This is a genomic window from Mycobacterium sp. GA-1199 (assembly GCF_001500045.1).
Classification (GTDB): domain Bacteria; phylum Actinomycetota; class Actinomycetes; order Mycobacteriales; family Mycobacteriaceae; genus Mycobacterium.
Window position 1 is genome coordinate 218,988 of the sequence record NZ_LQIX01000001.1, and the last position, 22,349, is coordinate 241,336.

Sequence of the window (22,349 nt, forward strand, 5' to 3'; positions counted from 1 at the left end):
TGCGTAGGCGTGACACACCAGGAGCAGATATGACCTACCTCGGTCGGCTCATCGCCGTCGCTGGGGCCGCCGGCATCGCGTTGTTCGGCGCCACGGCGACGGCCCATGCCCAGGATGACGACGCGAAATTCGCCGATCGGGTCGCCGCGCTGCAGATCCCGCTCGGCGAAACCGACCTGCCGGCGTTGGGCCGGGGTATCTGCGACATGCTCACCGCGGGGCTCGACGGCAGCGCCAACCCGGTTCCCGTCGTACGCGGTGTGGTCAACCGCCTTGCCGGCAGCGGTATGGATCGAGGGCAGGCCGCGGGGCTGATGCGTGCGGCCGTCACCGTCTACTGTCCACAGCACGGCCGCTTCGTGGGCCGCTGACCGGGTTTCATTCGAGTCGACGCAGCGGCACCGGCTCATCAGTGAAATCATCTGTGCCCTTCGCGGTTCGGTGACTTCGTGGCGCACCGCCCCTCGATGCGACGAGACCGGCCGTTCGACGCCGAAGGCCGCGAACTCACGGGTGCCACGGGCGTCGGTACGCTCGAACCATGTCCGCTTTCCTGCCCGGCATGTCCGGACTTCCCGGTCTCGACGACGTGCGCGCGCTGGCACGGCGCATCGACACCGTCCGCCACAACGGTGTCCCGAACGGATGCGTGCTCGAACTCGACCTGACGTCGGTGCCGAATGAGACCGGTGGGTTCGACCCGTTCGCGTTGATCTCCGGGACGGGCCGCCCGCTGTTACTGGGCGAGGCCGTCGCGGCGATTCACCGGGCGGCCGAGGACGACCGGGTCGCCGGGCTGGTCGCCCGGGTGCAGCTGCCTGCCGCGTCGCCGGGCCCGGTGCAGGAACTGCGTTCGGCCATCGCGGCGTTCAGCGACGTCAAGCCTTCACTGGCATGGGCCGAGACCTATCCCGGCACGCTGTCGTACTACCTGGCGTCGGCGTTCCGCGAGGTTTGGATGCAGCCCGCGGGCACGGTGGGTTTGGTGGGGTTCGCGACGAACGCGCTGTTTTTGCGCGGCGCCCTTGACAAGATCGGGGTCGAGGCGCAGGTCGTCGCGCGCGGTGAATACAAGTCTGCGGCAAATCGTTTCACCGAGGACGGCTATACCGAGGCTCATCGAGAGGCCGACGAGCGGTTGATCCGGAGCCTGCACGCCCAGGTGCTCGAGGCGGTCGCGCAGTCGCGTCACCTCGATCCTGCGGAGATCGATGCCCTCGCCGACAAGGCGCCGTTGCTGCGCGACAATGCCCTCGCCGCAAGTCTGATCGACTACGTCGGCTTCCGCGATGAGGCCTATGCGCGCATGGCTGAACTTGTCGGCACACCGGGCTTCGAGCCGGGGGCGGACCCGGACGCCGACGATGCGCCGCCGCGGCTGTTCCTGTCGCGTTATGCGCGTGCGACCGTGGAACGCCCGCCTCTGTCGATGCCGTCCATCCCGGGACGCAAGAAGGCGAAGATCGCCGTGGTGACCTTGCACGGGCCGATCGTGAGTGGTCGCGGCGGCACGCAGCCGTTGCCGCTGGGCAGTTCGAGTGCGGGCGGCGACACGATCGCCGCGGCGCTTCGCGAAGCCGCCGCCGACGACGACGTTTCGGCGATCGTGCTGCGGGTCGACAGCCCCGGCGGTTCGGTGACCGGATCGGAAACCATATGGCGCGAAGTGCATCGCAGCCGGGACAAGGGCAAACCGGTGGTCGCGTCGATGGGTGCGGTCGCGGCATCGGGAGGCTACTACGCTGCGATGGCCGCCGATGAGATCGTCGCCAATCCGGCCACCATCACCGGGTCGATCGGCGTATTGGCGGGCAAGCTGGTGGCCCGTGAACTCAAGGGGCGTCTGGGTGTCGGCTCCGGATCTGTACGTACCAACCGTAACGCCGACGCGTGGTCGCTCAACGAGCCGTTCACCGACGAGCAGCGCGCACAGGTGGAGGCCGAAACAGACCTGCTCTACACCGATTTCATCGAGCGGGTCGCCGTGGGCCGCAGGATGAGCGTCGAGGCCGTCGACGCCGTTGCGCGCGGCCGGGTGTGGACCGGCGCGGACGCGCACGAGCGCGGGTTGGTCGATCACCTCGGCGGCCTACGCGCCGCGATCACGAGGGCCAAGGTGCTGGCGGGGATGGACGCCGACGCCGACGTGCGCATCGTCTCGTATCCCGGTTCGTCGCTGCTGGACCGGCTGCGGCCCAAGGCGTCCTCGCAGCCGGCGGCATCGCTACCGGACGCTGTCGTCGGGTTGCTGGGACGGTCGATGGTGCAGTTGGCCGACCAGACGGAGCGGTCGCTCAGTGGCGTCAGCGCGCTGTTGTTCGGCGATTACCGGTTCTGAGCGAACGTGCACATTTGTAGGGATTTTCGCGGCGCGTCGTGCGCAGACACGCACGCTCGCGCAGCTTTGGGTCAGCGCTTGATCGCCGACAGGTAGCTCATATCGCTGAACAAGCCGATCGTGCTGTTCTCGTCGAACGTGAAACCGTTGGCGGCGTACGCATCCGGCATCTTCTGCGTCGTGACGTCCCATCCGCGGTCGGTCAGATAGCCGACCACGTCGTTGCGCTCACCGTGGTAGATGAGCTCGCCCATCTCGATGCTCTGTCCGTACGCCTGAAGCTTCTCGGCGATCTCCCGGGACCGCTCGTCGGAGAACATGCTGACGTCGGGGATGTGCTCGGTGGCCACCCGGCTACCGGGCGCACTCAGGTCATCGATCCGGTCGAACAGCAGGTCCTGAGCCGCGGGCGGTAGGTAGATCAGCAGCCCCTCGGCGATCCACGCGGTCGGCTGCCCTGGATCGAAACCGTTGTTGCGCAGCGCCTTCGGCCAGTCGTCGCGCAGATCGATGGCCACCACGCGCCGCTCCGCGGTCGGTTCGGCCCCCAAAGCCGCCAGGGTGTCGCTCTTGAAGGCGATCACCTCCGGCTGGTCGAGTTCGAAGACGGTGGTGCCCGTCGGCCACCCCAGACGGTAGGCGCGGACGTCGAGCCCGGCGGCCAGGATCACCGCCTGGCGGACACCCGCCGCCGCGGCGTCGGTGAACAGCCGGTCGAAATGGCGCGTGCGCACAGCCATTCCCTCGGCGGCGCGGCGGGTGTTGAAACGAGGGTCGATGGCGTCCAGTGATATCTCGCCGTCCAGCGCCCGGATGAAGAAGTCGAGGCCGACCGCGCGCACCAGGGGTTCGGCGTACGGGTCGACGATCAGGCCCTCGCGGTGGCTCAGGACGCGCTGCGCGGCGACCATCGTCGCGGTCGAGCCGACGCTCGATGCAAGATCCCAGGTGTCGTTGTCGGTGCGGGCCATCCGTGCTCCTCAGTTGCGGGTTGCGATGAGCGCGAGCGAATCACGCATCGGGGCAAGCACTTCCGTGTCGGGAAATACCCGGCCGTATTCGGCGAACACCTCGGGACGGCTCTTGGCGGACACCGCCCACCCGTGTTCGGTCAGATACTCCACGACATGGCGGCGCTCGCCCTCGTAGAACAGGTGCGAGATGTCGAGGTGGACGCCGTTCTCACCCCACTGCTTGCTGATCGCCTTACTGCGTTCACCGATTGTCGCCGCGGCGTCGGGATGGTACTCGGTGGCGAGTCTGCTGCCCGGTGCGCTCTGCGTGCCGATGTCGTCGAACAGCTTGTCCTGCGCTTCGGGCGGCAAGTAGACGAGCAGTCCTTCCGCACTCCACGCCGTCGGTTGCGTCGGATCGAAACCGTTGTCGCGCAGCGCTTTCGGCCAGTCCTCGCGCAGATCGACACCGATGGTGCGCAGCTGGGCCGAAGGGGCCGCCCCCAGCGAGGACATCGTCGCGGTCTTGAACTCGATCACCTGCGGCTGGTCGAGCTCGTAGACCACGGTCCCATCGGGCCACGGCAGCCGGTAGGACCGGGAGTCCAAACCCGACGCCAGGATCACCGCCTGCCGAATGCCGCCTCCGGTGGAGGTGAGGAAGAAGTCATCGAAGAACCGCGTGCGCACCGCGATCATCCTCGCCATGAAGTCGGCTCCTGCGCCGTCGATGTCGTCGCCCTCGATGCCGCCGTCGACAAGGCTGGTGAAGAAGTCGATGCCGACCGCGCGCACCAACGGTGCGGCGTACGGATCGTCGAAGAGCGGGTCATCCTCGCGGCTGGCGATCGCGCGGGCGGCTGCGACCATTGTGGCCGTGGTTCCCACGCTCGATGCCGGGTCCCAGCTGTCTGAATCCGTTCGGCTCATTTCTCGAGTATGCCGCTGATGTACTGCATCTCACCGAACCCGCCGACCTCGTCGTCCTCGGGCAGCGGCGGCAGACCGTTTTCGGTCAGCAGATCGCCGACGGTACGGCGGGTCAGGCGCCAACCCCGCTGCTCGAGATAGGAGCCGGCCTCGTTGCGGTCACCGATGTAGACGAGTTCGGAGAAGTCGAGCTCGAAGCCGTGTTCGCGCCACCGCTCCGCGGATTCCCGCATTCGGGCCAGGACCTTCTCGCGATCGTCCGGGTGGCTGCCGGCGGGGCCGCTCTCGACGGCCACCCAGCTACCGGGAGCGCTCAATTGGGTGATGGTGTCGAGCAGCGTGTCCTGTGCTTCCGGCGGCAGATAGCCGAGCAGGCCCTCGGCGCTCCATGCGGTCGGCAGGGCCGGGTCGAAACCGGCGGCCCGCAGCGCCGCCGGCCAGTCGAAGCGAAGGTCGATTGCCACCGCCCTGCGCTGTGCGGTCAGTTCGGCGCCGAGATCGGCCATTGCCTGGCTCTTGAACGCGATGACGTCGGGCTGGTCGATCTCGAAGACCGTCGTGCCGGCCGGCCAGGCCAACCGGTATGCGCGCGCATCGAGCCCCGACGCCAGGATCACCGCCTGCCGGACGCCCGCGACACCCGCGGCTTCGAAGAACTCGTCGAAGAACTTCGTCCGCACCGCCATGTTGTCGGTCATCCGGGCCATTCCGACCGTGGCCCCGTCCGAGGTGTCGCCGTCGAGCTCCTCGAGCGTGAGCTCGCCGCTGGCGAGTCGAGTGAAGAAGTCCACGCCCACGGCGCGCACCAACGGCTCGGCGTACGGATCGGAGATCAGCGCGCCGTCACCCGTGCTGGCGATGGCCCGCGCCGCCGCGACCATCGTCGCGGTCGCGCCGACGCTCGACGCGAGATCCCAGGTGTCTCCCTCATATCGCGGGCCGGTACGTACCATTTCAACTCCTGACGCTATTGATTAGTGGATATAACGAGATCGGTTTCACGGTATGTTCCCGGCCTGAGAGGTCGCTGTGAGGCGGGACGATCAGCGGGATGCGGGCCAACGGGGCCCCAACTGTTACTCTCGTAGACTGTTTGACGGGTAACTCTGCAGGCTGCGCGCTTGACGGGGGTCCGCACACGACTTAACCAAGACGCTGGTCGAATCCAGCCCCATCCGCACGCCGCGATCAACAGGCCGGCTGCGCAGGAGGAAGAGTGCTTTCGGCTTTCATCTCTTCACTCAGGACGGTCGACCTGAGGCGAAAGATCCTGTTCACCCTGGGCATCGTGATCCTTTACCGGGTCGGCGCCGCCATCCCGTCTCCGGGAGTGAACTACCCGAACGTGCAGGAGTGCATCGCGGAGGTCACCGGGGGTGAGTCCGGCCAGATCTACTCGCTGATCAACCTGTTCTCCGGCGGCGCTTTGCTGCAGTTGTCGGTGTTCGCCGTCGGTGTGATGCCCTACATCACCGCGAGCATCATCGTGCAGTTGCTGACCGTGGTGATCCCGCGGTTCGAGCAGCTGCGTAAAGAAGGCCAGTCCGGCCAGGCCAAGATGACGCAGTACACCCGCTATCTGGCGATCGCGCTGGCCATCCTGCAGAGCACCAGCATCGTGGCGCTGGCGGCCAACGGGGGCCTGCTTCAAGGCTGCTCGCTGGACATCATCCAGGGCCAGAGCGAGGGGTTGAACATCTTCACCCTCGTCGTCATGGTGCTCGTGATGACCGCCGGCGCGGCGCTGGTGATGTGGATGGGTGAGCTGGTCACCGAGCGCGGCATCGGCAACGGCATGTCGCTGATCATCTTCGCGAGCATCGCCTCGGCGATTCCCGGTGAGGGTCAGACCATCCTCGAGAGCCGCGGCGGCCTGGTGTTCGCACTGGTCTGCGCCGGTGCGCTGGCGATCATCGTCGGCGTGGTGTTCGTCGAGCAGGGCCAGCGCCGGATCCCGGTCCAGTACGCCAAGCGAATGGTCGGCCGCAAGATGTACGGCGGCACGTCGACGTACCTGCCGTTGAAGGTGAACCAGGCGGGCGTCATCCCGGTGATCTTCGCCTCGTCGCTGATCTACATCCCGCAGCTCATCACGCAGCTCATCCAGAGCGGCAGTTCCAACCCGAACAGCACCAACTGGTGGAACACGTTCGTCGCGAACTACCTCACAGATCCCAGCAGCCTGGCCTATATCGCGGTCTACTTCGCGTTGATCGTGTTCTTCACCTACTTCTACGTCTCCATCACGTTCAATCCGGATGAGCGGGCCGACGAGATGAAGAAGTTCGGCGGCTTCATCCCCGGCATCCGGCCGGGTAAGCCGACCGCGGACTACCTGCGTTACGTGCTGAGCCGGATCACCCTTCCGGGTTCGATCTACCTGGGTCTGATCGCCGTGTTGCCGAACCTGTTCCTCTCCGTCGGGAGCAGCGGGCCCGTGCAGAACCTGCCGTTCGGTGGTGTGGGCGTCCTGATCCTGGTCGGGGTTGGCTTGGATACCGTCAAACAGATCGAGAGCCAGCTGATGCAGCGCAATTACGAAGGGTTCCTGAAGTGAGAGTCGTTCTGCTCGGACCGCCCGGCGCCGGCAAGGGGACACAGGCCCAGAAGCTCTCCGAGAAGCTCGGCATTCCGCAGATCTCGACGGGCGACCTGTTCCGCAAGAACATCGGCGACGGCACGCCGTTGGGGCTGGAAGCCAAGAGGTATCTCGACGCGGGCGACCTGGTGCCCTCCGAGCTGACGAACAAGCTGGTCGAGGACCGCATCGAACAGCCGGACGCGGTCGACGGGTTCATTCTCGACGGCTACCCCCGCTCCGTGGAGCAGGCCAAGGCCCTGGACGACATGCTCAAGCGCCACGACACCAAGCTCGACGCGGTGCTGGAGTTCAAGGTCTCCGAGGACGAGCTGTTCAAACGCCTCAAGTCCCGCGGCCGCGAAGACGACACCGAAGACGTGATCCGCAACCGCATGCAGGTCTATCGCGACGAGACCTACCCGCTGCTCGAGTACTACAGCAGCAACAACCTGCAGCAGGTCGACGCGGTCGGCGCCCTCGACGAGGTTTTCGCGCGCGCTCTGCAGGCCCTCGGTAAGTAGCGGATATGGGCCTGATGGGCCTGCGCGGACGCAAGGTCGTCCCGCAGCGCACCCCCGGTGAACTCGACGCGATGGCCGTCGCGGGAGCCCTGGTGGCGTCTGCCCTCGCCGCGGTCCGTCAGGCCGCCGCCCCCGGAGTGTCCACATCGGCACTCGACGAGGTCGCCGAATCGGTGATTCGCGACGGCGGAGGCGTGCCGTCCTTCCTCGGCTATCACGGCTACCCGGCGAGCATCTGCGCTTCGGTCAATGACCGTGTCGTGCACGGCATTCCGTCTGCAGAAGAGATCTTGGCGCCCGGGGACCTGGTGTCCATCGACTGTGGGGCGATCGTCGACGGCTGGCACGGCGACTCGGCGATCACGTTCGGTGTCGGGACGCTGATCCCGATCGACGAGGCGTTGTCGCAGGCCACCAAGGAGGCCATGGAGGCCGGCGCTTCGGCGATGGTGGCCGGAAACCGGCTCACCGATGTCTCTCACGCCATCGAGACCGCGACGCGCGCCGCCGAGAAGCGGTACGGCCGTAAATTCGGCATCGTCGACGGCTACGGCGGTCACGGCATCGGTCGGCAGATGCACATGGACCCGTTCCTGCCCAACGAGGGCGCTCCCGGCCGCGGTCCCCATCTGGCGGTCGGGTCGGTGTTGGCCATCGAGCCGATGCTGACGTTGGGCACCACCAAGACGGTGGTTCTCGAGGACGAGTGGACCGTCGTCACCGCCGACGGCTCACGGGCGGCCCACTGGGAGCACACCGTGGCCGTCACCGAGGACGGGCCACGTATCCTCACTCAGTAAGCCGCCTGCCGAGTCTCAGCCCTCACCCATGCCCTGGACCGGCTGGCTCACGGCGTCGGCCCGCACGGCCTTCTCGATGCGGGCCCCGAGGTCGTCGTCGACATTGCGCCAGTAGTCCAGCGACCGGTCGAGCACCTCGCCGGTGACCCCCTCGAGGCTGCCCGCGATGGTTTCGACCGCCGCGGTGCGTTGCGCGTCGTTCCACACCTTGCGCACCATCGTCCCGGCCTGCCCGAAGTCGTCGTCCTCGGCGTGCAGTGAGTAGGCCGAGCGGACCAGTTCGGCGTCTGCCTCCCAGCCGTCCTCGGCCGGGCCGGTGGTGTCCGACCACGGCCGGCCGCCGCTGTTGGGCGCGTACACCGGTGCCGCGCCCGAGTGGTGGTAGGCCATCTGGCCGTCGAACATGTAGGAGTTCATCGGAACGCCGTCGCGCGGCTGGTTCACCGGCAGCTGGTGGAAGTTGGTGCCGATGCGGTTGCGCTGTGCGTCGCTGTAGGCGAACGCGCGACCGAGCAGCATCTTGTCCGGTGACAGCCCGATACCCGGCACGGTGTTGCCGGGGGAGAACGCCGCCTGTTCGATCTGGGCGAAGAAGTTCTCCGGGTTGCGGTTGAGCGTGTAGGTGCCGACCGGAATGAGCGGGTAGTCCGCGTGCGGCCACACCTTGGTCAGGTCGAAGGGGTTGAACCGGTAGTCGGCCGCCTCGGCGTAGGGCATCACCTGCACCGAGAGCCGCCAGCTCGGGTGCTCGCCGCGGTTGATCGCATCGAAGAGGTCCCGGCGGTGAAAGTCGCTGTCCTCACCGGCCAGCGCGGCGGCCTCGGCGTTGGTGAGGAACTCCAGACCCTGGTCGGTGTGGAAGTGGTACTTCACCCAGAACTTCTCGCCGGCGGCGTTGACCCACATGTAGGTGTGCGAGCCGTAGCCGTTCATGTGGCGCCAGGTCCGCGGCAGGCCGCGCTCACCCATCAAGTAGGTCACCTGGTGGGCGGACTCGGGGTTCAAACTCCAGAAATCCCACTGCATCTGCGACGACCGCAGACCAGAGTCCGGCAGCCGCTTCTGGCTACGGATGAAGTGGGGGAACTTCATCGGGTCGCGCACGAAGAAGATCGGTGTGTTGTTGCCGACCAGGTCGTAGTTGCCTTCAGAGGTGTAGAACTTCAGCGAGTAGCCGCGTACGTCGCGCCATGTGTCCGGGCTGCCCTGCTCGCCGGCCACGGTCGAAAACCGGATCAGCAGATCGGTTTTCGCGCCCTTCTGGAACAGCGCGGCCTTCGTGAACTGCGAGACGTCCTCGGTGGCCGTGAAAACGCCGAAGGCGCCCGACCCCTTGGCGTGCGGGCTGCGTTCGGGCACCCGTTCGCGGTTGAAATGCGCCATCTGCTCCAGGAAATGCACGTCGTGCAGGACGAGTGGTCCGTTGGAGCCGACGCTGAGCGTGTTGCGGTCACTGGCGGCCGGTGCGCCGGTACCGGTCGTAGAGCCGAATTTCGAAGCGGTCATGGGAATCTCCATTCAGGTGGGTTGTGTGCTGCCGTTGCAGTCGGGGCACAGGCCCCAGAAAGTCACTTCGGCCTCGTCGATCACGTAGCCGGTGGCGCCGTCGGCATGTAGGCACGGGGCTCGCCCAGTGGCGCAGTCGATGTCGTCGATGGCGCCGCAGGATCGACAGACGACGTGGTGATGGTTGTCGCCGGTCTGCAGTTCGAAGCGGGCGCGTGAGCCGGCCGGCTCGACGCGGCGTAACAGGCCCGCGCCGGTAAGGGCGTAGAGCACGTCGTAAACCGCTTGTGTCGACAGGGATCCGATGCGCCGGCGTGCGCCGGCGGCGATCTCTTCGACGTCGGCGTGCGGATGCTTCTGCACCTCGGTGAGCACCGCGAGTCGCGGTTTGGTGACACGCAGCCCGGCGGCCCGCAGCTCCTCGTGCCAGCGAGTCACGGACATGCCGCCCTCCGAATTCTTGAACCAGTCAAGAATCCAGTGTGCCTCAAACATTTGCATTATGCAAGGCTTGCGAAACGCAATACCTGGAGGTCGGCTGTGCTGATCGAGCGCGGCTGCGTGCGATACTTCCGGCATGCACGCGCGCGGAATACCGATGTGACCAAGACACCGAAAGAAGAGTTGACGGCGTTCGAGGCCGCGGCCCGGGACCTGGTGGGTCTGGCGCTGCGCAGTGTCGAAGAGGTCGACGTCTCGCTGCCACAGTTCCGGTTGCTGGCGGTGTTGCAGCAGCATGGCCGGTCGACGTCGACGGAATGCGCCAAGGCGCTCGGCGTGGTCGGGTCCACGGTGACACGATTGGCCGACCGGCTACATGCGTCGGGTCACCTGGTGCGCGGCTCGGATCCGTCCAACCGTAGCGTCGTCACGCTGGAACTGACCGCCCAGGGGCGCAAACTGGTGCGACAGGTGACTGCTCGTCGTCGCCGCGAACTCGCCCGGGTGCTGGACCACATCGATCCGGCCGAGCGTGCGGCGTGTGCGGCAGTGCTGCGCACCCTGCATGAGCGGTTCGCCGACGGCCAAGCCGGCGCCCGGCGCAACTCCGTCCCGTTGTGAGGGCGCAGCGCCGATACTGAACCGGATGACCGCCAACCTCGTGTCTACAGCGGAGGTTGATATTGGACGACCCGGAAGCGACCGTCATGCGGGTGCTCTATGCCGAGCACGCCGCCGCAATCTGGCGCTATGCGGTCCGGCTGACCGGCGATACGGCCCGGGCGGAGGATGTGGTGCAGGAGACGCTACTGCGGGCGTGGCGACACCCCGAGGTGACTGCCGACGCCTCGAGGTCAGCGCGGGCATGGCTGTTCACCGTCGCCCGCAACCTGATCATCGACGAGACGCGCAGTGCACGCTTTCGCAGCGAATCCGGCACCGCCGACATGGAGACGACCGCGGACCGGGCCGGGCCCGACGAGGTGGAGGCTGCGTTGAACCGAATGATGCTCGGCGAAGCCATCGGTGAGCTGTCCGAGGACCACCGCGCGGTCATCCGTCGCGCGTATTACCAGGGCTGGACCACGGCGCAGATCGCCGCCGACCTCCACATCGCCGAAGGCACCGTGAAGTCACGGCTGCACTACGGGGTACGTGCGCTCAAGCTCAGGCTGGAGGAGATGGGGGTGACGCGGTGACGGCATTCGAACCAGTCCTCGGCCGCGTGGACGACGACCGGTACGCGACGTGGGACGCCGCCTACGTCCTGGGTTCGCTACCGGAACAGGAGCGCCGCGAGTTCGAGGCACATCTTGCAACGTGTGAGCGCTGCACGGCCGCTGTTGCCGAACTGCGCGACATTCCCCCCCTGCTGAGCGGGGTGGAAGCCGCCGAGTTCGACGGCCTGACGCCGGCGCAGGCCGAGCCTCCGCCGGAGCTGCTGGGCGGGCTGTTGGACACGGTGCGTGCACGACGCAGGCGGTCGCGGTGGATGGCCTCGGCCGCGATCGGTGTGGCCGCCGCGCTGTTGGCGATCGGCATCGTGGTCGCGGTCCGACCGGAGACGTTCGGGTTGCAGACCGGCGCACCGCCTCAGGCGACGGGACAGCAACTGGAGATGACGAAGGTTTCGGAGACGCCGATCAACGCGACCATCTCGATGACGGGATACGGCTGGGGCACCCGAATCGACATGGCGTGCACCTACGGCGACTGGGGCCGACGCGATGCGCCGCCGCAGAACCTGGGGATGGTCGTCGTGGGACATGACGGCAGCCGCAACCAGGTGGCGACATGGCTGGGGGTGTCGGGCGCCACCGCACTGCCGAGCGCCACCACGCCGATGCAGATGAACGAAATCGCTGCCGTGCAACTGGTTTCACCCGACTCCGGTGAAGTGCTTCTCGAACGTTCGCTGTGAATGTGCTGAGTCGATGAACCTCACGTGCCCGGGCGCCGTGTCACTCGTGAAGTCCGAAAGCAGGTGAGCAATGGGCCATCGGGTCGTCGACCACATCGTCGAGTACCTTGCGGCGATCGGCGTGCGCTTCGTCTTCGGTGTCGACGGCGCCAACATCGAAGACCTCTACGACGCGGCGCACTTCCGTTCCGACATCGACACCGTGCTCGCCAAACACGAGTTCTCCGCGGCCACCATGGCCGACGGCTACAGCCGCGGCGGCTGCGGCCTCGGCGTGGTGGCGGCGACATCGGGGGGCGGCTGCTTGAACACCGTTCCCGCGCTGGGGGAGGCACTCGCCAGCCGCGTGCCGGTGCTGGCGCTGATCGGGCAGTCGCCGACCGCGCTCGACGGGCGGGGTGCGTTCCAGGACACCAGCGGCCGCAACGGGGCACTCGATGCGCACGCGCTGTTCTCGACGGTGTCGGTGCACTGTCGGCGGGTACTCGCGCCCGCGGACATCGTGACCGCACTTCCCACCGCGATCGAGGCCGCGCGGGCCCGGCGAGGGCCCTCGGTGCTGTTGCTGCCCAAGGACATTCAACAAGCTGAGCTGCCCGTCAACGGCGGTGTGGTGGTCGGCGAGCGCACCGGCGTGCAACCGCCTGCCCCGCAGGTGATCGCGCGGGCGCTTCGCCGGGTCGCGGGCCCCGTCACGATCATCGCGGGAGAACAGGTTGCCCGCGACGAGGCACGCGCCGAACTCGAGGCGCTGCGGGCGCTGCTGCGCGCCCGGGTGGCCACCGCGCCCGACGCCAAAGACGTGGCGGGCACACCGGGGATGGGATCGTCGTCAGCGCTGGGCGTGACGGGAGTCATGGGTCATCCGACCATCGCCTCGGCCCTCGCCGACAGCGGCTTGTGCCTGCTGGTGGGAACCAGGATGACGGTCACGGCGCGGGCCGGCCTCGAGGATGCCCTGGCTTCGGTGCCCGTGGTCTCGATCGGTTCCGCTCCACCGTATTTTGCGTGCACACACGCGCACACCGACGATCTCCGGACCTCGCTGCGGGCGCTCACCGACGCGCTGTCGGGGGCGGGCCGGCCTGCGCACGTGCGGGTTCCCGACGCGGTCACGCGTCACGAGTTACAGCCGCCGCCCCATCACGGACCCGGCGTCCGCTATCGCGACGCGATGACCGCGCTCGACGCGACGTTGCCCGACGGAGTGGACATCGTGGTCGACGCGGGCAACATCGGGGCGGCGGCGATTCATCACCTGCCGGCGCGGCGCGACGGCCGCTTCGTCGTCGCGCTCGGCATGGGGGGCATGGGCTACAGCTTCGGTGCCGGAATCGGAATGGCCTTCGGCCGGGGCAGACGGACACTGGTGATAGCAGGCGATGGCAGCTTCCTGATGCACGGTATGGAGATTCACACCGCGCGGGAGTACGGGCTGCCGGTGACCTTCCTCCTGTTCGACAACCACGCGCATGCGATGTGTCTGACCCGCGAGCAGATGTTCTACGGCGATCGCTACAGCTACAACCGGTTCGGGCCGAGCCGGTTGGGGGCCGGGCTGAGCGCGATGTTCCCGGGACTGCCCACGGCCGACATCGAGGACATCGAGAAGCTGCCCGCCGCGCTCACTGACGCACTCGAGACCGACGGCCCCGCCGTCATCGGCATCGAGTGTTCTGCCGACGAGATACCCCCGTTCGCGGCGTTCCTCGACCGAACCAACGCCAAACCGCCTGCCGTAGAGGAGATCCGGACCCATGTCCCTGCCCGCCCTTGACGACATCACCGCCCATCGCGGCACTGTGGAGCCGCTGGACGGCCTCATTCGCATCGAGACGTCGCCTCGCGAGAAGGCCACACCGGTCATCATGGAGATGATGCGGTCGGTCTATCCGCACGACTACGTCTACGGCGAGTACTGCACCGTCAACGACTACATCGACTGTCCGCCAGACGAATTGTTCGAATACCTGTCGGACACGCGGTGTCTGGAGGAATGGACATACAGCTTGCGCGGTTTCACCCCCACCGAGGAACCAGGACTGTGGGTGGCCTATGACCGGCTGGGTTCGCAGACGCAGATCTTCACTCGCACGGTCGCCAACGAGGCAGCCATGACAGTGGATTACCACTGTGCGTGGGATCAGGGCAGGCACCTGTGGATGATCTACCTGATGCGTGTCGTCGATGCGCAGGTCGTGTTCGACAAGCCCGGTTCGGTGGTGTTGTGGACCAACTGTCATCACCCGTTCTACGACCGCAATCCGTATCCGGAGTCGGCCCCGCCCGAGCGACCCGTATGGGTGGGCGATTTCTGGGACATGTTCGGTCCAGGCCATCTGCTCGAGTTGCGCAATCTCAAGGCGATCGCCGAGTACCGGCATCGCAACGGCCTTGCCGTGACGCCCGGTTGGATGAGGTGAGTTCGGTATGACCGTCAGCCTTCTCGACGTCTCGACATACCTGCCGGGTGAGCCGATCGGCGCCGAATACTATGCGCAGTTCGCCGAATCCGACGATCTGCGGGACAACATGATGTTTCGCGCGCCCAGGTTCCGTCACCACGTCGCGCCCGACGAGACCGCCGTCGACATGGTCGAGCGCGCGGCCGTCGGCCTGATCGAACGTCACGGCCAGGACGCCGTCGCCGGCGCCGACGTACTGATCACCCACACCCAGATGCCCGACGTGCCGTTCTACGGTGGCGGCGGTGCCATGGCGCACCGACTCGGCATGAAGCCCACATGGGTGCTCGATCTGCACAACGGCGGCTGCGCGGCGTTCGTATTGGGTCTGCAGGTGGCGCGGCAACTGCTGTCGTCGGGCGCGGGGCGCACGGCGCTGGTCGCCGTCGCGCAGAACGCTGCGGGCCAGGCGTTCGACCAGCCCGGGGTGCGGCGCAAGGCGCAGGCGGCGGTACCCGGCGACGGTGCGGCCGTCGGCCTGGTGGCGGTCTCCGACCAGTCACCGATCCTCGACGTCGAATGCCGCACCTACGGCGAGTTCGCGGGCGATATGACCGTCGCCTCCGACCCACCGCGCAAGTGGTGGCAGCCGGGGCCCGGTGAGGGTTACATCGGTTTCACCGAGAGCAAGATCACCAAGGTGCTGGCGCGGGGCAACCGGCAGGTTCCCGAGGTGTCGTACGCCGTCTGCGACCGCATCGGCGTCAAACCCCCCGATCTGGACCTGTTCGTCACCAACCAGCCGAACCGGGTGTTCCTGCGCAACTGGCGCGAAGCGCTCGAACTCCCGCCCGAGCGTCACGTCGACACCTTCGACGCGTGTGGCAACTTGTTCGCCGCGGGTATTCCGGTCAACCTGGATCGTGCGATCGAGCGCGGCAGGCTCGAAGCGGGTGGCGTTGTGTTGATGGCGGCGTTCGCCCATGCCGGTGATTTCGCGGGGGCGGCCGCGGTGCGGTGGGGCGGTCGCGGCTGATGACCGAACCGAGGCGCAGCGGAACCGAGGCAGTCGGTGCGTTACCCACCGCGTTGAACCCGATGGCGCTGTCGCTCAACGAGAATCCCTTTCCGCCGCTGCCGTCCGTGCGTTCGGCGCTGAGCGCCTCGATCGAGGTGGCCAACCGGTATCCGGAGTATCTTCCCGAGCGGCTGCGCTCCCTGATCGCCGCACACACGGGTCTGGGCGACGAGCAGGTGGTGGTGGGGGCCGGTGCGACCGGGGTGATCATGCAGGTGCTGCATGCGGTGACAGATCCCGGCGACCGAATCGCCATGGCCTCGCCGACGTTCGACGGATATCCGATCTTCGCGCAGATGGCGCGGCTGGAATCCGTTCCGGTTCCATTGGACGCACACGGTCACCATGATCTCGACGCGATGGCGTCGGCCGCGGTGGATGCGAGGGTCGTGGTGGTGTGCCGTCCGCACAACCCGACCGGCACCATCGAGCATGCGGCCGACCTCGAGCGGTTCATTCGGCACCTGTCGCCCGAGACAGTGGTCCTGCTCGACGAGGCCTACGCGGAGTTCCTGGCGCCGGAGTGCCGGATCGACGCCGTCGGATTGGTGGCGCGATACCCCAATGTGGTGGTGTTGCGGACGTTTTCGAAGGCCTACGGGTTGGCCGGGCTCCGCATCGGATACGGCTTCTGCGCGCCTCGGCTGGCTCGCCGACTGTGGAGCATGCAACTGCCGTTCGGCGTCGCGATCACCGCGCTCGTCGCGGTGGCGGCATCGTTCGATGCGGAAGCCGAACTGTGTCAACGCATCCGGATGATCACCAGCGAGCGTCGGTACCTGCGCATGCGCTTGCGGTCGATGGGTGTCTACAGCACCGAAAGTCACGCCAACTTCGTCTACGTGCCGGACTGCGGGACGGGCTGGGGACAGTTCTTCGAGGCGAGCGGGGTGCGTGTCCGCCACTACGCCGACGGCGGCGTGCGCATCACCGTGGGAGACCGCAGATCCACCCGCGCCGTGGTGGCGGCGGTAGCCCAGGCCATGCGCTGAAATCTGCTGACCGCGTCGGCCGATGCGGTATGAAGGGGCGTGGCCTCCCAACCGCCGCGGCAGGACGACCGCGACCCGATCGCGCTCGCGCGGGCCAACTGGGTGCGCTCCGGGTGGGGTGAGGTCGCCGACGGCATGGTCGCGGTCACGTCGGTGATGCGGGCCCACCAGATCCTGCTGGCCCGCGTCGAAAGCGCCCTTCGGCCCTACGACCTGAGCTTCTCGCGGTTCGAGTTGCTCAGGCTGCTGGCGTTCAGCCGCGACGGTGCGCTACCGATCACCAAGGCCTCCGACCGGCTGCAGGTGCACGTCACCAGCGTCACGCACGCAATCCGGCGGTTGGAGGGCGATGGCCTGGTCGAGCGGATTCCCCATCCGACCGACGGGCGTACCACGCTGGTGCGGATCACCGACCTCGGCCGCTCGACCGTCGAGGACGCCACGGTGACGCTGAACAACGAGGTCTTCGCCGACATCGGGATGTCGAGCGCCGAGTCACGGGCCCTGGCGAACTCGATCCAGACGCTGCGCCGCAACTCCGGGGACTTCTAACGCGTCCGGCCGCTGTGGGTGCTCGGGTCCTCACCACGGGTCAGCGGGGGGACGCGTTCGATCATGCCGCCGACGCGGGCCAGCGCCGCGCTCAGCGAGGTGCTCACGCCGCCGAGTTGGCCGGCGGAGCCGCGGCTCATCCGGTCGAGCCGGTCGCGGGCCCGGTCCAGCACCGTGAGCGGTGCGGCGGCCGCGACGTTGCCGGGCGGGCGGCGGGCAACGACAGGGTGGGGGCGTGTCGGCGAGGTGCGACGTGTCGCCTCCCACACCCAGCCCAGCGCCACCAGCGCGCGAGGCGACATGCGCTGCTGCAGCATCGGCAGCAGCCGGTCCTCTTCGTCGCGGACGTCCTCGCGCAGCAACGCGACGATGCGGTGCCACAACTGACGATGCTCGGGGCTGTCCACGTCGAGCTTCTCCAGCTCGGCGAACAGCTCGTTGATCTCCTGGTGTTCGCGTTCGATCTCCAGCGTCAACTGCTCGCCTTCGGGCACCCATCGCCGGATCGCCGGCCAAAGCACCGACTCCTCGGCGAACGCGTGCGGGAACACCAGCCGGCAAAGCCGCGTGAGGTACTCGGCGCGGTCATTTCCGGTTGCCGTATCGGCACTTTCGATCAATCGGTCGAGTTCGATGTGGTCGCGCTTCTGGCGGGCCAACACACTGTGCGGGCCGCCGAGTTGTGCGACGGTCTGCTCTGCCAGCGACTGCATCATGGTTCTCCCTTCATGGGCCCACGTGATGCCCGACGACGTGAGGGCCAAACCTCTCAAATTCGTCTCCGCAGATGTGTTTCCCGCACTTCTGCCGGGGTATGGCGACGGGACCGTATAGCCATCGTGCGGCGACCGCGGCCGCTGAGGCCGGTTCCAGCCACTGATTCGGAGTATCGATGTTCCGACATACCGACTACATGCAATTCGATGTGAAACCCGAAAAGCCCGACCCCGTGTACGCCAAGAAACTTCAGGAACTCCTCGGTGGCGCGTTCGGCGAGATGACGGTGACCATGCAGTACCTGATGCAGGGCTGGAACTGTCGCATGAAGGGCAAATACAAGGACCTGATCATGGATATCGCGACCGAGGAGATCGGTCACGTCGAGATGATCGCCACCATGATCGCCCGCCTCTTGGAGAGCGCGCCGGCCACCGACGCCACCGAGAATGCGCTCGGGGATCCGGTGGTGGCTGCCGTGATGGGCGGTATGGATCCCCAACAAGCGATCGTCTCCGGCGGCGCGCCGACGCTGTCGGACAGCCAGGGTGCTCCGTGGAACGGCAAATATGTTGTGGCGTCGGGTAATCTGCTCGCCGACTTCCACGCCAATGTGGCGGCCGAGGCGCAGGGGCGGGTGCAGACGGCGCGGCTGTGGCATATGACCGACGATCCCGGCGTCAAGGCGATGCTGAAGTTCAACCTCGCCCGCGACACCTACCACCAGAACATGTGGCTGGCCGCGATCGAGGAACTGCAATCCGATGGATTGGAGGGTGTGGTGGCCCCCAACGACCTGTTCGACGAGGAGTTCGAGGAGCACGCCAGCACGCTGTGGCACCTGTCCGACGGCGCCGACTCCGACAAGGGTCGCTGGATCGGCCCGCTGCCCGACGGCCGTCACACCGGTCAGTTCCTGGCCGATCCACAACCGTTGGGCGACTTGCAACATGGCCCGCCACCGGACCCGAAGCTCTATGTCACCTACGACGGTTCGTGGGGCGAGCCCCGCACGCCGTCGTTCGGCACCGAGAAAGGTCTGATGGGCAAGCTCAAGGACGCGGTCGACCCGGACAAGACGTAACCGTTCGTGGTACCTGTCATGCCGCTTTCTGCCGCGCCACCCATTCGCCGAATGACTGCAGATCGGGATTGAGCGTCCGCACGAAGTCCAGGTCGCGCACCGCGATGAACCGTTCGCAGTCTTCGGCGTAGTACTGGAACATGTTGGCTATCTCGACGGCGCCGGGGAAGCCCAGCGCGCGCAACTCGTCCCAGGCCTGCGGCCGATAGAGCACCGGTTCTCCGTGCAGCGTCGAGAGTTCCGCGGCGAACTGGTCGCCGGTCAAGTGGTCACCGGCGATGCTCACCGTCTTGCCGATGAATTCCGTACCGCGCTTGAAGATGCCCAGCGCGGTGCGGCCGATGTCCTCCACAGCGATCGCGGCCATCGGCCGGTCCGCCATCGGCAGGGTCAGCACGAGTTCGCCGCTGTCGACGCGCACCGGTTGCAGGTCGGCGGTGAACCCCTCGTAGAACCCAGCGGTGCGCAGAAACGTCGTCGGCACAGCGGAATCGGTGAAGAAGCCGTCCGCTTCTGCCTTGGCGTCGAAGTGCGGCACCTTGTACCGTCCCTCGACGGTCGGCACCCGGTCGTCGTCACCGAAGTGGTCCCGGGTGTCCTCGAGCGTCGACCAGACGACGTGTGCCACACCCGCCGACTTGGCCGCGCGCGCCGCCGTTTCGGCCTGGTACAACTCGGATTCCGCGCGGGTGCGTCGGGCTTGTTCTTCTGCGGTCCGGTCCGCCCAGTAATTCGTGACGACGAACGCCGCTGAGGCGCCGTCGAATGCGCGCTCCAGGCTGGCGGAGTCGTAGAGGTCGGCCTCGACCACTTCCGCGCCGGCGTCGGCCAGGTGCCTGGCCTGCGCCGACTGCGGGTTGCGCGTGATCGCGCGCACCCGGAATTGCCGGTCCGGATCGGTGAGGATCGCTCGTGCGAGCCCACCGCCCTGCTTACCGGTGGCTCCCACAACGGTGATCACTTGCTGCGACATGGTCATCTCCTTCTAGGTTGATACGTCAACCCAACCTACGGTAGCGCAGCGGGTTGATATGTCAACCTAATGCGCTAGGATCGGCGACATGGCTGGAAAAGGGCGGCTGTCGCAGGAAGAACTGGATGCGTGGCGCGCATTCGTGGCGATGCGGCACGGGCTGGAGCGTCACCTGGTAGCCCACCTGCAGCGGGAATTCGGGCTGTCGGACTCCGATTTCGAGATCCTGGTCAACCTGTCCGAGGCGCCGAAGGGCCGGATGCGCGCCTATGAACTGGGCAGGGCCACCCACTGGGAGAAGACCCGTTTGTCGCACCACCTGCGGCGGATGGAGAAGCGCGGAATGATCCGCCGCGAAGACTCAGGGGCCCGTTATCCGGACATCGTGCTGACCGAGACCGGGCGTGACGCGATCAAGGCGTCGGCACCCGCCAATGCCGCGCGGGTGCGGGAGTTGTTCATCGACGTGCTCGGCCCGAAACGCCTGGCAGCGATTCGCGAAGTGTCCGAAGACGTGATCGCCGCGATCGAGGAACATCTGGCGACGGATTGCACCCTGAAGTGATCGGCCCTACTCCGGTACCGACGGCAACGGGATGGTCGCCGTCACCGCGGTCCCCGCTCCCGGGCGCGAGCGGATGTTGAGCCGGCCGCCGACGATCTCGGCGCGCTCGGCCATCGACAGCAGGCCGTAGCCGCCCATGTCGTCACCGCCCAACGGATGCTCGAAGGTGTCGAAACCGACTCCGTCGTCGATGATTTCGAGACGCGCGACGTCGCCGCTGTCGCCGGGGTCGACGGCGAACATCAGCCGGGCCGAGGTGGCCTTGGCGTGTTTGACGACGTTCTGCAGGCACTCCTGGGCGATGCGGTACAGCGCGAGCTCGATGTGGTCGGGCAGGCGGCGCTCGACCAGATCCACCTCAATGCCGATCTGCGGTATCGACCTGGCGAGGCTGGCCAGTCCGCCGGCCAGCCCGAGGTCGTCGAGGACCGGCGGGCGCAGCCCGCTGATCGCCGCGCGGGCCTCCTGCAGTGTCAGGTCGACCAACTCGCGTGCCTTACCGAGCTGTTCGGCGACGATCGCGGGGTCGTCGGATCGGGTCGCGGCGTCCAGTCGGTAGGACAACGTCACCAGCCGCTGCGAGATACCGTCGTGGATGTCGCCTGCCAGCCTTCGCCGTTCGAGTTCCTGGGCCTCGATCACCTGCTCGACGAAGTTCTCGTGCGCCCGCTCGCGCGCCACGAGCTGCCGGTGCAGCCGGGCCTGGTGCATGGCCCCTGCGATCAGCCGCCCGATCACCACCAGCAGCTCGACGTCGCGCTCGGTGAACTCGCGGCGCTCGACGGTGTGCACGTTGAGCACGCCGACCAGGCCGCCGGGATCGGTCTCCATCGGCACCGACACCATCGATGTGAAATCGCTGCCCCGCAGCGACTGGAACGGCATGTAGCGCGGATCGGATTCCTTGTCCTGGGTGATCACCACCGGCTCGCGGTGGCTGGCGACCCAGCCCGAGATGCCTTGTCCCAAAGGAAGTCTGATCTTGCCGATCGCGGCGTCGAAGGGTGGTGTGGCGCCCGCCAGCGTCAGCGACCGGTCGCTGTCGTCGAGGACGTGGACGAAGCACACGTCGCTGGCGGTGGCCGCGGTGATCATCCGCGCGGCCGCGGCGGCCAGGGGTTCGACACCCGGGCCCTTGGACGCGGCCTGGATCAGTTCGCGCAGCAGTGCCAGTTCGCGGTCGGCGGCCAGCGCGTACTGGCTCAGCTCCCGTACCGCGTCCGACGGACCCGATTCCGTGGTCACTTGAAGATTCCCTCACGCAGGGCCGTCGCGACGGCGCCGGTGCGGTCGCTGACACCGAGCTTGCGGTAGATCGAGCTGAGGTGGGTTTTGACCGTCTCGTCGCCGATCACCAGCTTGGCCGCGATCGCCCGGTTGGACAGCCCGTTGACGACGAGCGAGAGGATCTCACTCTCGCGCTGGGTCAAACCCTGGCGCGCACCCGGCCAGAACTCGTCGCGCTGAAGCCGCGCCGCGGTGTCGACGGCCCGCGCGGCCATGCCCGGGTCGATCGCGGTCTCGCCGCGATGGACGAACTCCAACTGCCGCACCAGTTCGTCGCTGCTGATGCTCTTGAGCAGATATCCGGAAGCCCCGACGCGAAGGGCCTGAAACAGGTACTGCTCGTCGTCGTAGACCGACAGCATGACGATCTTGCGGGAGGCGTTGCGTTCGCGCAGTTCGGCGCACAGGTCCAGGCCGCTCGCGCCCTGCATCCGCACGTCGCACAGCACGATGTCGGGATCGAGATCGTCGATGACCGCGACCGCGCGCTCGGCGCCGACGGCCTGCCCGACGACCTGGACGCGGTCGGCGAACGCCGCCAGCATGGCCTTGAGGCCCTCGATGACCATCTCGTGGTCGTCGACCAGCACAAGACGCACCGGTGGGCTGCTCGGCATGCACCTACCTTAGAGGTGCCATTTCCCAGGTAAGGCATGTCGGCGGGGCCCGGCGGGTCCGAATCGGCACCGACGATCCCCCGATTGG

At 67.1% G+C, this 22,349-nt stretch carries 24 protein-coding genes; 15 read left to right on the top strand and 9 right to left on the bottom strand.

Features of this window, described 5'->3' with window-relative positions:
• Positions 1 to 29: 29 nt before the first annotated feature.
• Complete coding sequence (locus tag AU198_RS01055) at positions 30 to 371, top strand: DUF732 domain-containing protein (RefSeq protein ID WP_064345611.1); 342 nt, start codon at positions 30 to 32, stop codon at positions 369 to 371.
• 170 nt (positions 372 to 541) lie between these two features.
• Positions 542 to 2,338 (top strand): signal peptide peptidase SppA, encoded by a 1,797-nt coding sequence (sppA, locus tag AU198_RS01060; protein WP_064345612.1) that lies wholly within the window; start codon positions 542 to 544, stop codon positions 2,336 to 2,338.
• A gap of 71 nt (positions 2,339 to 2,409) precedes the next feature.
• Here the strand turns inward: sppA and AU198_RS01065 are convergent, their stop codons facing one another.
• Genes AU198_RS01065 through AU198_RS01075 form a run of 3 tightly spaced genes read right to left on the bottom strand, consistent with a single transcriptional unit; the run spans position 2,410 to position 5,174 of the window.
• Positions 2,410 to 3,309 (bottom strand): class I SAM-dependent methyltransferase, encoded by a 900-nt coding sequence (locus AU198_RS01065; RefSeq protein WP_064345613.1) that lies wholly within the window; start codon positions 3,307 to 3,309, stop codon positions 2,410 to 2,412.
• A 9-nt stretch (positions 3,310 to 3,318) separates the two neighbouring features.
• Entirely contained in the window at positions 3,319 to 4,221 is a 903-nt protein-coding gene (locus AU198_RS01070) for a class I SAM-dependent methyltransferase (protein ID WP_064345614.1), read from the bottom strand.
• Entirely contained in the window at positions 4,218 to 5,174 is a 957-nt protein-coding gene (locus AU198_RS01075; protein WP_064345615.1) for a class I SAM-dependent methyltransferase, read from the bottom strand. Before AU198_RS01075 ends, AU198_RS01070 begins: the two co-directional genes overlap by 4 nt.
• Positions 5,175 to 5,437: 263 nt before the next feature.
• On the opposite strand from AU198_RS01075, the gene secY reads away from it, so the two are divergent.
• The 3 genes from secY to map are packed head-to-tail and all read left to right on the top strand — an operon-like array spanning position 5,438 to position 8,123.
• On the top strand, positions 5,438 to 6,778 hold the full coding sequence (secY, locus tag AU198_RS01080; RefSeq protein ID WP_064345616.1) for a preprotein translocase subunit SecY: 1,341 nt from the start codon (positions 5,438 to 5,440) through the stop codon (positions 6,776 to 6,778).
• On the top strand, positions 6,775 to 7,323 hold the full coding sequence (locus tag AU198_RS01085) for an adenylate kinase (protein WP_064345617.1): 549 nt from the start codon (positions 6,775 to 6,777) through the stop codon (positions 7,321 to 7,323). The genes secY and AU198_RS01085 overlap by 4 nt, the downstream gene beginning before the upstream one ends.
• Positions 7,324 to 7,328: 5 nt before the next feature.
• Positions 7,329 to 8,123, top strand: coding sequence for a type I methionyl aminopeptidase (map, locus tag AU198_RS01090; RefSeq protein ID WP_064345618.1), 795 nt, complete (start codon positions 7,329 to 7,331; stop codon positions 8,121 to 8,123).
• A gap of 15 nt (positions 8,124 to 8,138) precedes the next feature.
• Here map and AU198_RS01095 read toward each other — a convergent pair whose 3' ends face one another.
• Together AU198_RS01095 and AU198_RS01100 are read right to left on the bottom strand one after the other, a co-directional pair.
• Positions 8,139 to 9,629 (bottom strand): catalase, encoded by a 1,491-nt coding sequence (locus tag AU198_RS01095; RefSeq protein WP_156431439.1) that lies wholly within the window; start codon positions 9,627 to 9,629, stop codon positions 8,139 to 8,141.
• Positions 9,630 to 9,641: 12 nt separating this feature from the next.
• Entirely contained in the window at positions 9,642 to 10,073 is a 432-nt protein-coding gene (locus AU198_RS01100; protein WP_064345989.1) for a Fur family transcriptional regulator, read from the bottom strand.
• Positions 10,074 to 10,229: 156 nt separating this feature from the next.
• Here AU198_RS01100 and AU198_RS26520 point away from each other — a divergent pair, with 156 nt between their 5' ends.
• The 8 genes from AU198_RS26520 (at position 10,230) to AU198_RS01140 (ending at position 17,018) form a co-directional block, all read left to right on the top strand.
• Positions 10,230 to 10,691 (top strand): MarR family winged helix-turn-helix transcriptional regulator, encoded by a 462-nt coding sequence (locus AU198_RS26520; protein ID WP_064345990.1) that lies wholly within the window; start codon positions 10,230 to 10,232, stop codon positions 10,689 to 10,691.
• A 62-nt stretch (positions 10,692 to 10,753) separates the two neighbouring features.
• Entirely contained in the window at positions 10,754 to 11,269 is a 516-nt protein-coding gene (locus tag AU198_RS01110) for a sigma-70 family RNA polymerase sigma factor (RefSeq protein ID WP_064345619.1), read from the top strand.
• The gene (locus AU198_RS01115; protein ID WP_064345620.1) at positions 11,266 to 11,991 is read left to right on the top strand and encodes an anti-sigma factor family protein; all 726 of its coding nucleotides are present in this window, start codon (positions 11,266 to 11,268) and stop codon (positions 11,989 to 11,991) included. The genes AU198_RS01110 and AU198_RS01115 overlap by 4 nt, the downstream gene beginning before the upstream one ends.
• 70 nt (positions 11,992 to 12,061) lie before the next feature.
• Positions 12,062 to 13,768 (top strand): thiamine pyrophosphate-binding protein, encoded by a 1,707-nt coding sequence (locus AU198_RS01120; RefSeq protein WP_064345621.1) that lies wholly within the window; start codon positions 12,062 to 12,064, stop codon positions 13,766 to 13,768.
• Positions 13,749 to 14,414: a DUF8713 domain-containing protein gene (locus AU198_RS01125; protein WP_064345622.1), complete on the top strand. Its 666-nt coding sequence runs from the start codon at positions 13,749 to 13,751 to the stop codon at positions 14,412 to 14,414. The genes AU198_RS01120 and AU198_RS01125 overlap by 20 nt, the downstream gene beginning before the upstream one ends.
• A gap of 7 nt (positions 14,415 to 14,421) precedes the next feature.
• Positions 14,422 to 15,432 carry a 3-oxoacyl-ACP synthase III family protein gene (locus tag AU198_RS01130; protein ID WP_064345623.1) on the top strand — a complete coding sequence of 337 codons (1,011 nt, stop codon included), beginning with the start codon at positions 14,422 to 14,424 and terminating at the stop codon, positions 15,430 to 15,432.
• On the top strand, positions 15,432 to 16,466 hold the full coding sequence (locus AU198_RS01135; RefSeq protein WP_064345991.1) for a pyridoxal phosphate-dependent aminotransferase: 1,035 nt from the start codon (positions 15,432 to 15,434) through the stop codon (positions 16,464 to 16,466). Before AU198_RS01130 ends, AU198_RS01135 begins: the two co-directional genes overlap by 1 nt.
• A 39-nt stretch (positions 16,467 to 16,505) precedes the next feature.
• Positions 16,506 to 17,018: a MarR family winged helix-turn-helix transcriptional regulator gene (locus AU198_RS01140; protein ID WP_064345624.1), complete on the top strand. Its 513-nt coding sequence runs from the start codon at positions 16,506 to 16,508 to the stop codon at positions 17,016 to 17,018.
• Here AU198_RS01140 and AU198_RS01145 read toward each other — a convergent pair.
• Positions 17,015 to 17,731, bottom strand: coding sequence for a hemerythrin domain-containing protein (locus tag AU198_RS01145; RefSeq protein ID WP_353612074.1), 717 nt, complete (start codon positions 17,729 to 17,731; stop codon positions 17,015 to 17,017). The genes AU198_RS01140 and AU198_RS01145 overlap by 4 nt on opposite strands.
• 179 nt (positions 17,732 to 17,910) lie before the next feature.
• Here AU198_RS01145 and AU198_RS01150 point away from each other — a divergent pair, with 179 nt between their 5' ends.
• Entirely contained in the window at positions 17,911 to 18,819 is a 909-nt protein-coding gene (locus AU198_RS01150; protein ID WP_064345626.1) for a manganese catalase, read from the top strand.
• A gap of 16 nt (positions 18,820 to 18,835) precedes the next feature.
• On the opposite strand, the gene AU198_RS01155 is transcribed toward AU198_RS01150, so the two are convergent.
• Positions 18,836 to 19,792 carry an NmrA/HSCARG family protein gene (locus AU198_RS01155; protein WP_231744533.1) on the bottom strand — a complete coding sequence of 319 codons (957 nt, stop codon included), beginning with the start codon at positions 19,790 to 19,792 and terminating at the stop codon, positions 18,836 to 18,838.
• A gap of 88 nt (positions 19,793 to 19,880) precedes the next feature.
• On the opposite strand from AU198_RS01155, the gene AU198_RS01160 reads away from it, so the two are divergent.
• A complete protein-coding gene (locus tag AU198_RS01160) occupies positions 19,881 to 20,357 on the top strand; it encodes a MarR family winged helix-turn-helix transcriptional regulator (RefSeq protein ID WP_064345628.1) in 477 nt (158 codons plus the stop codon).
• A gap of 6 nt (positions 20,358 to 20,363) precedes the next feature.
• Here the strand turns inward: AU198_RS01160 and AU198_RS01165 are convergent, their stop codons facing one another.
• Complete coding sequence (locus AU198_RS01165) at positions 20,364 to 21,602, bottom strand: GAF domain-containing sensor histidine kinase (RefSeq protein ID WP_064345629.1); 1,239 nt, start codon at positions 21,600 to 21,602, stop codon at positions 20,364 to 20,366.
• Entirely contained in the window at positions 21,599 to 22,261 is a 663-nt protein-coding gene (locus tag AU198_RS01170) for a response regulator (RefSeq protein WP_064345630.1), read from the bottom strand. Before AU198_RS01170 ends, AU198_RS01165 begins: the two co-directional genes overlap by 4 nt.
• Positions 22,262 to 22,349 lie beyond the last annotated feature (88 nt).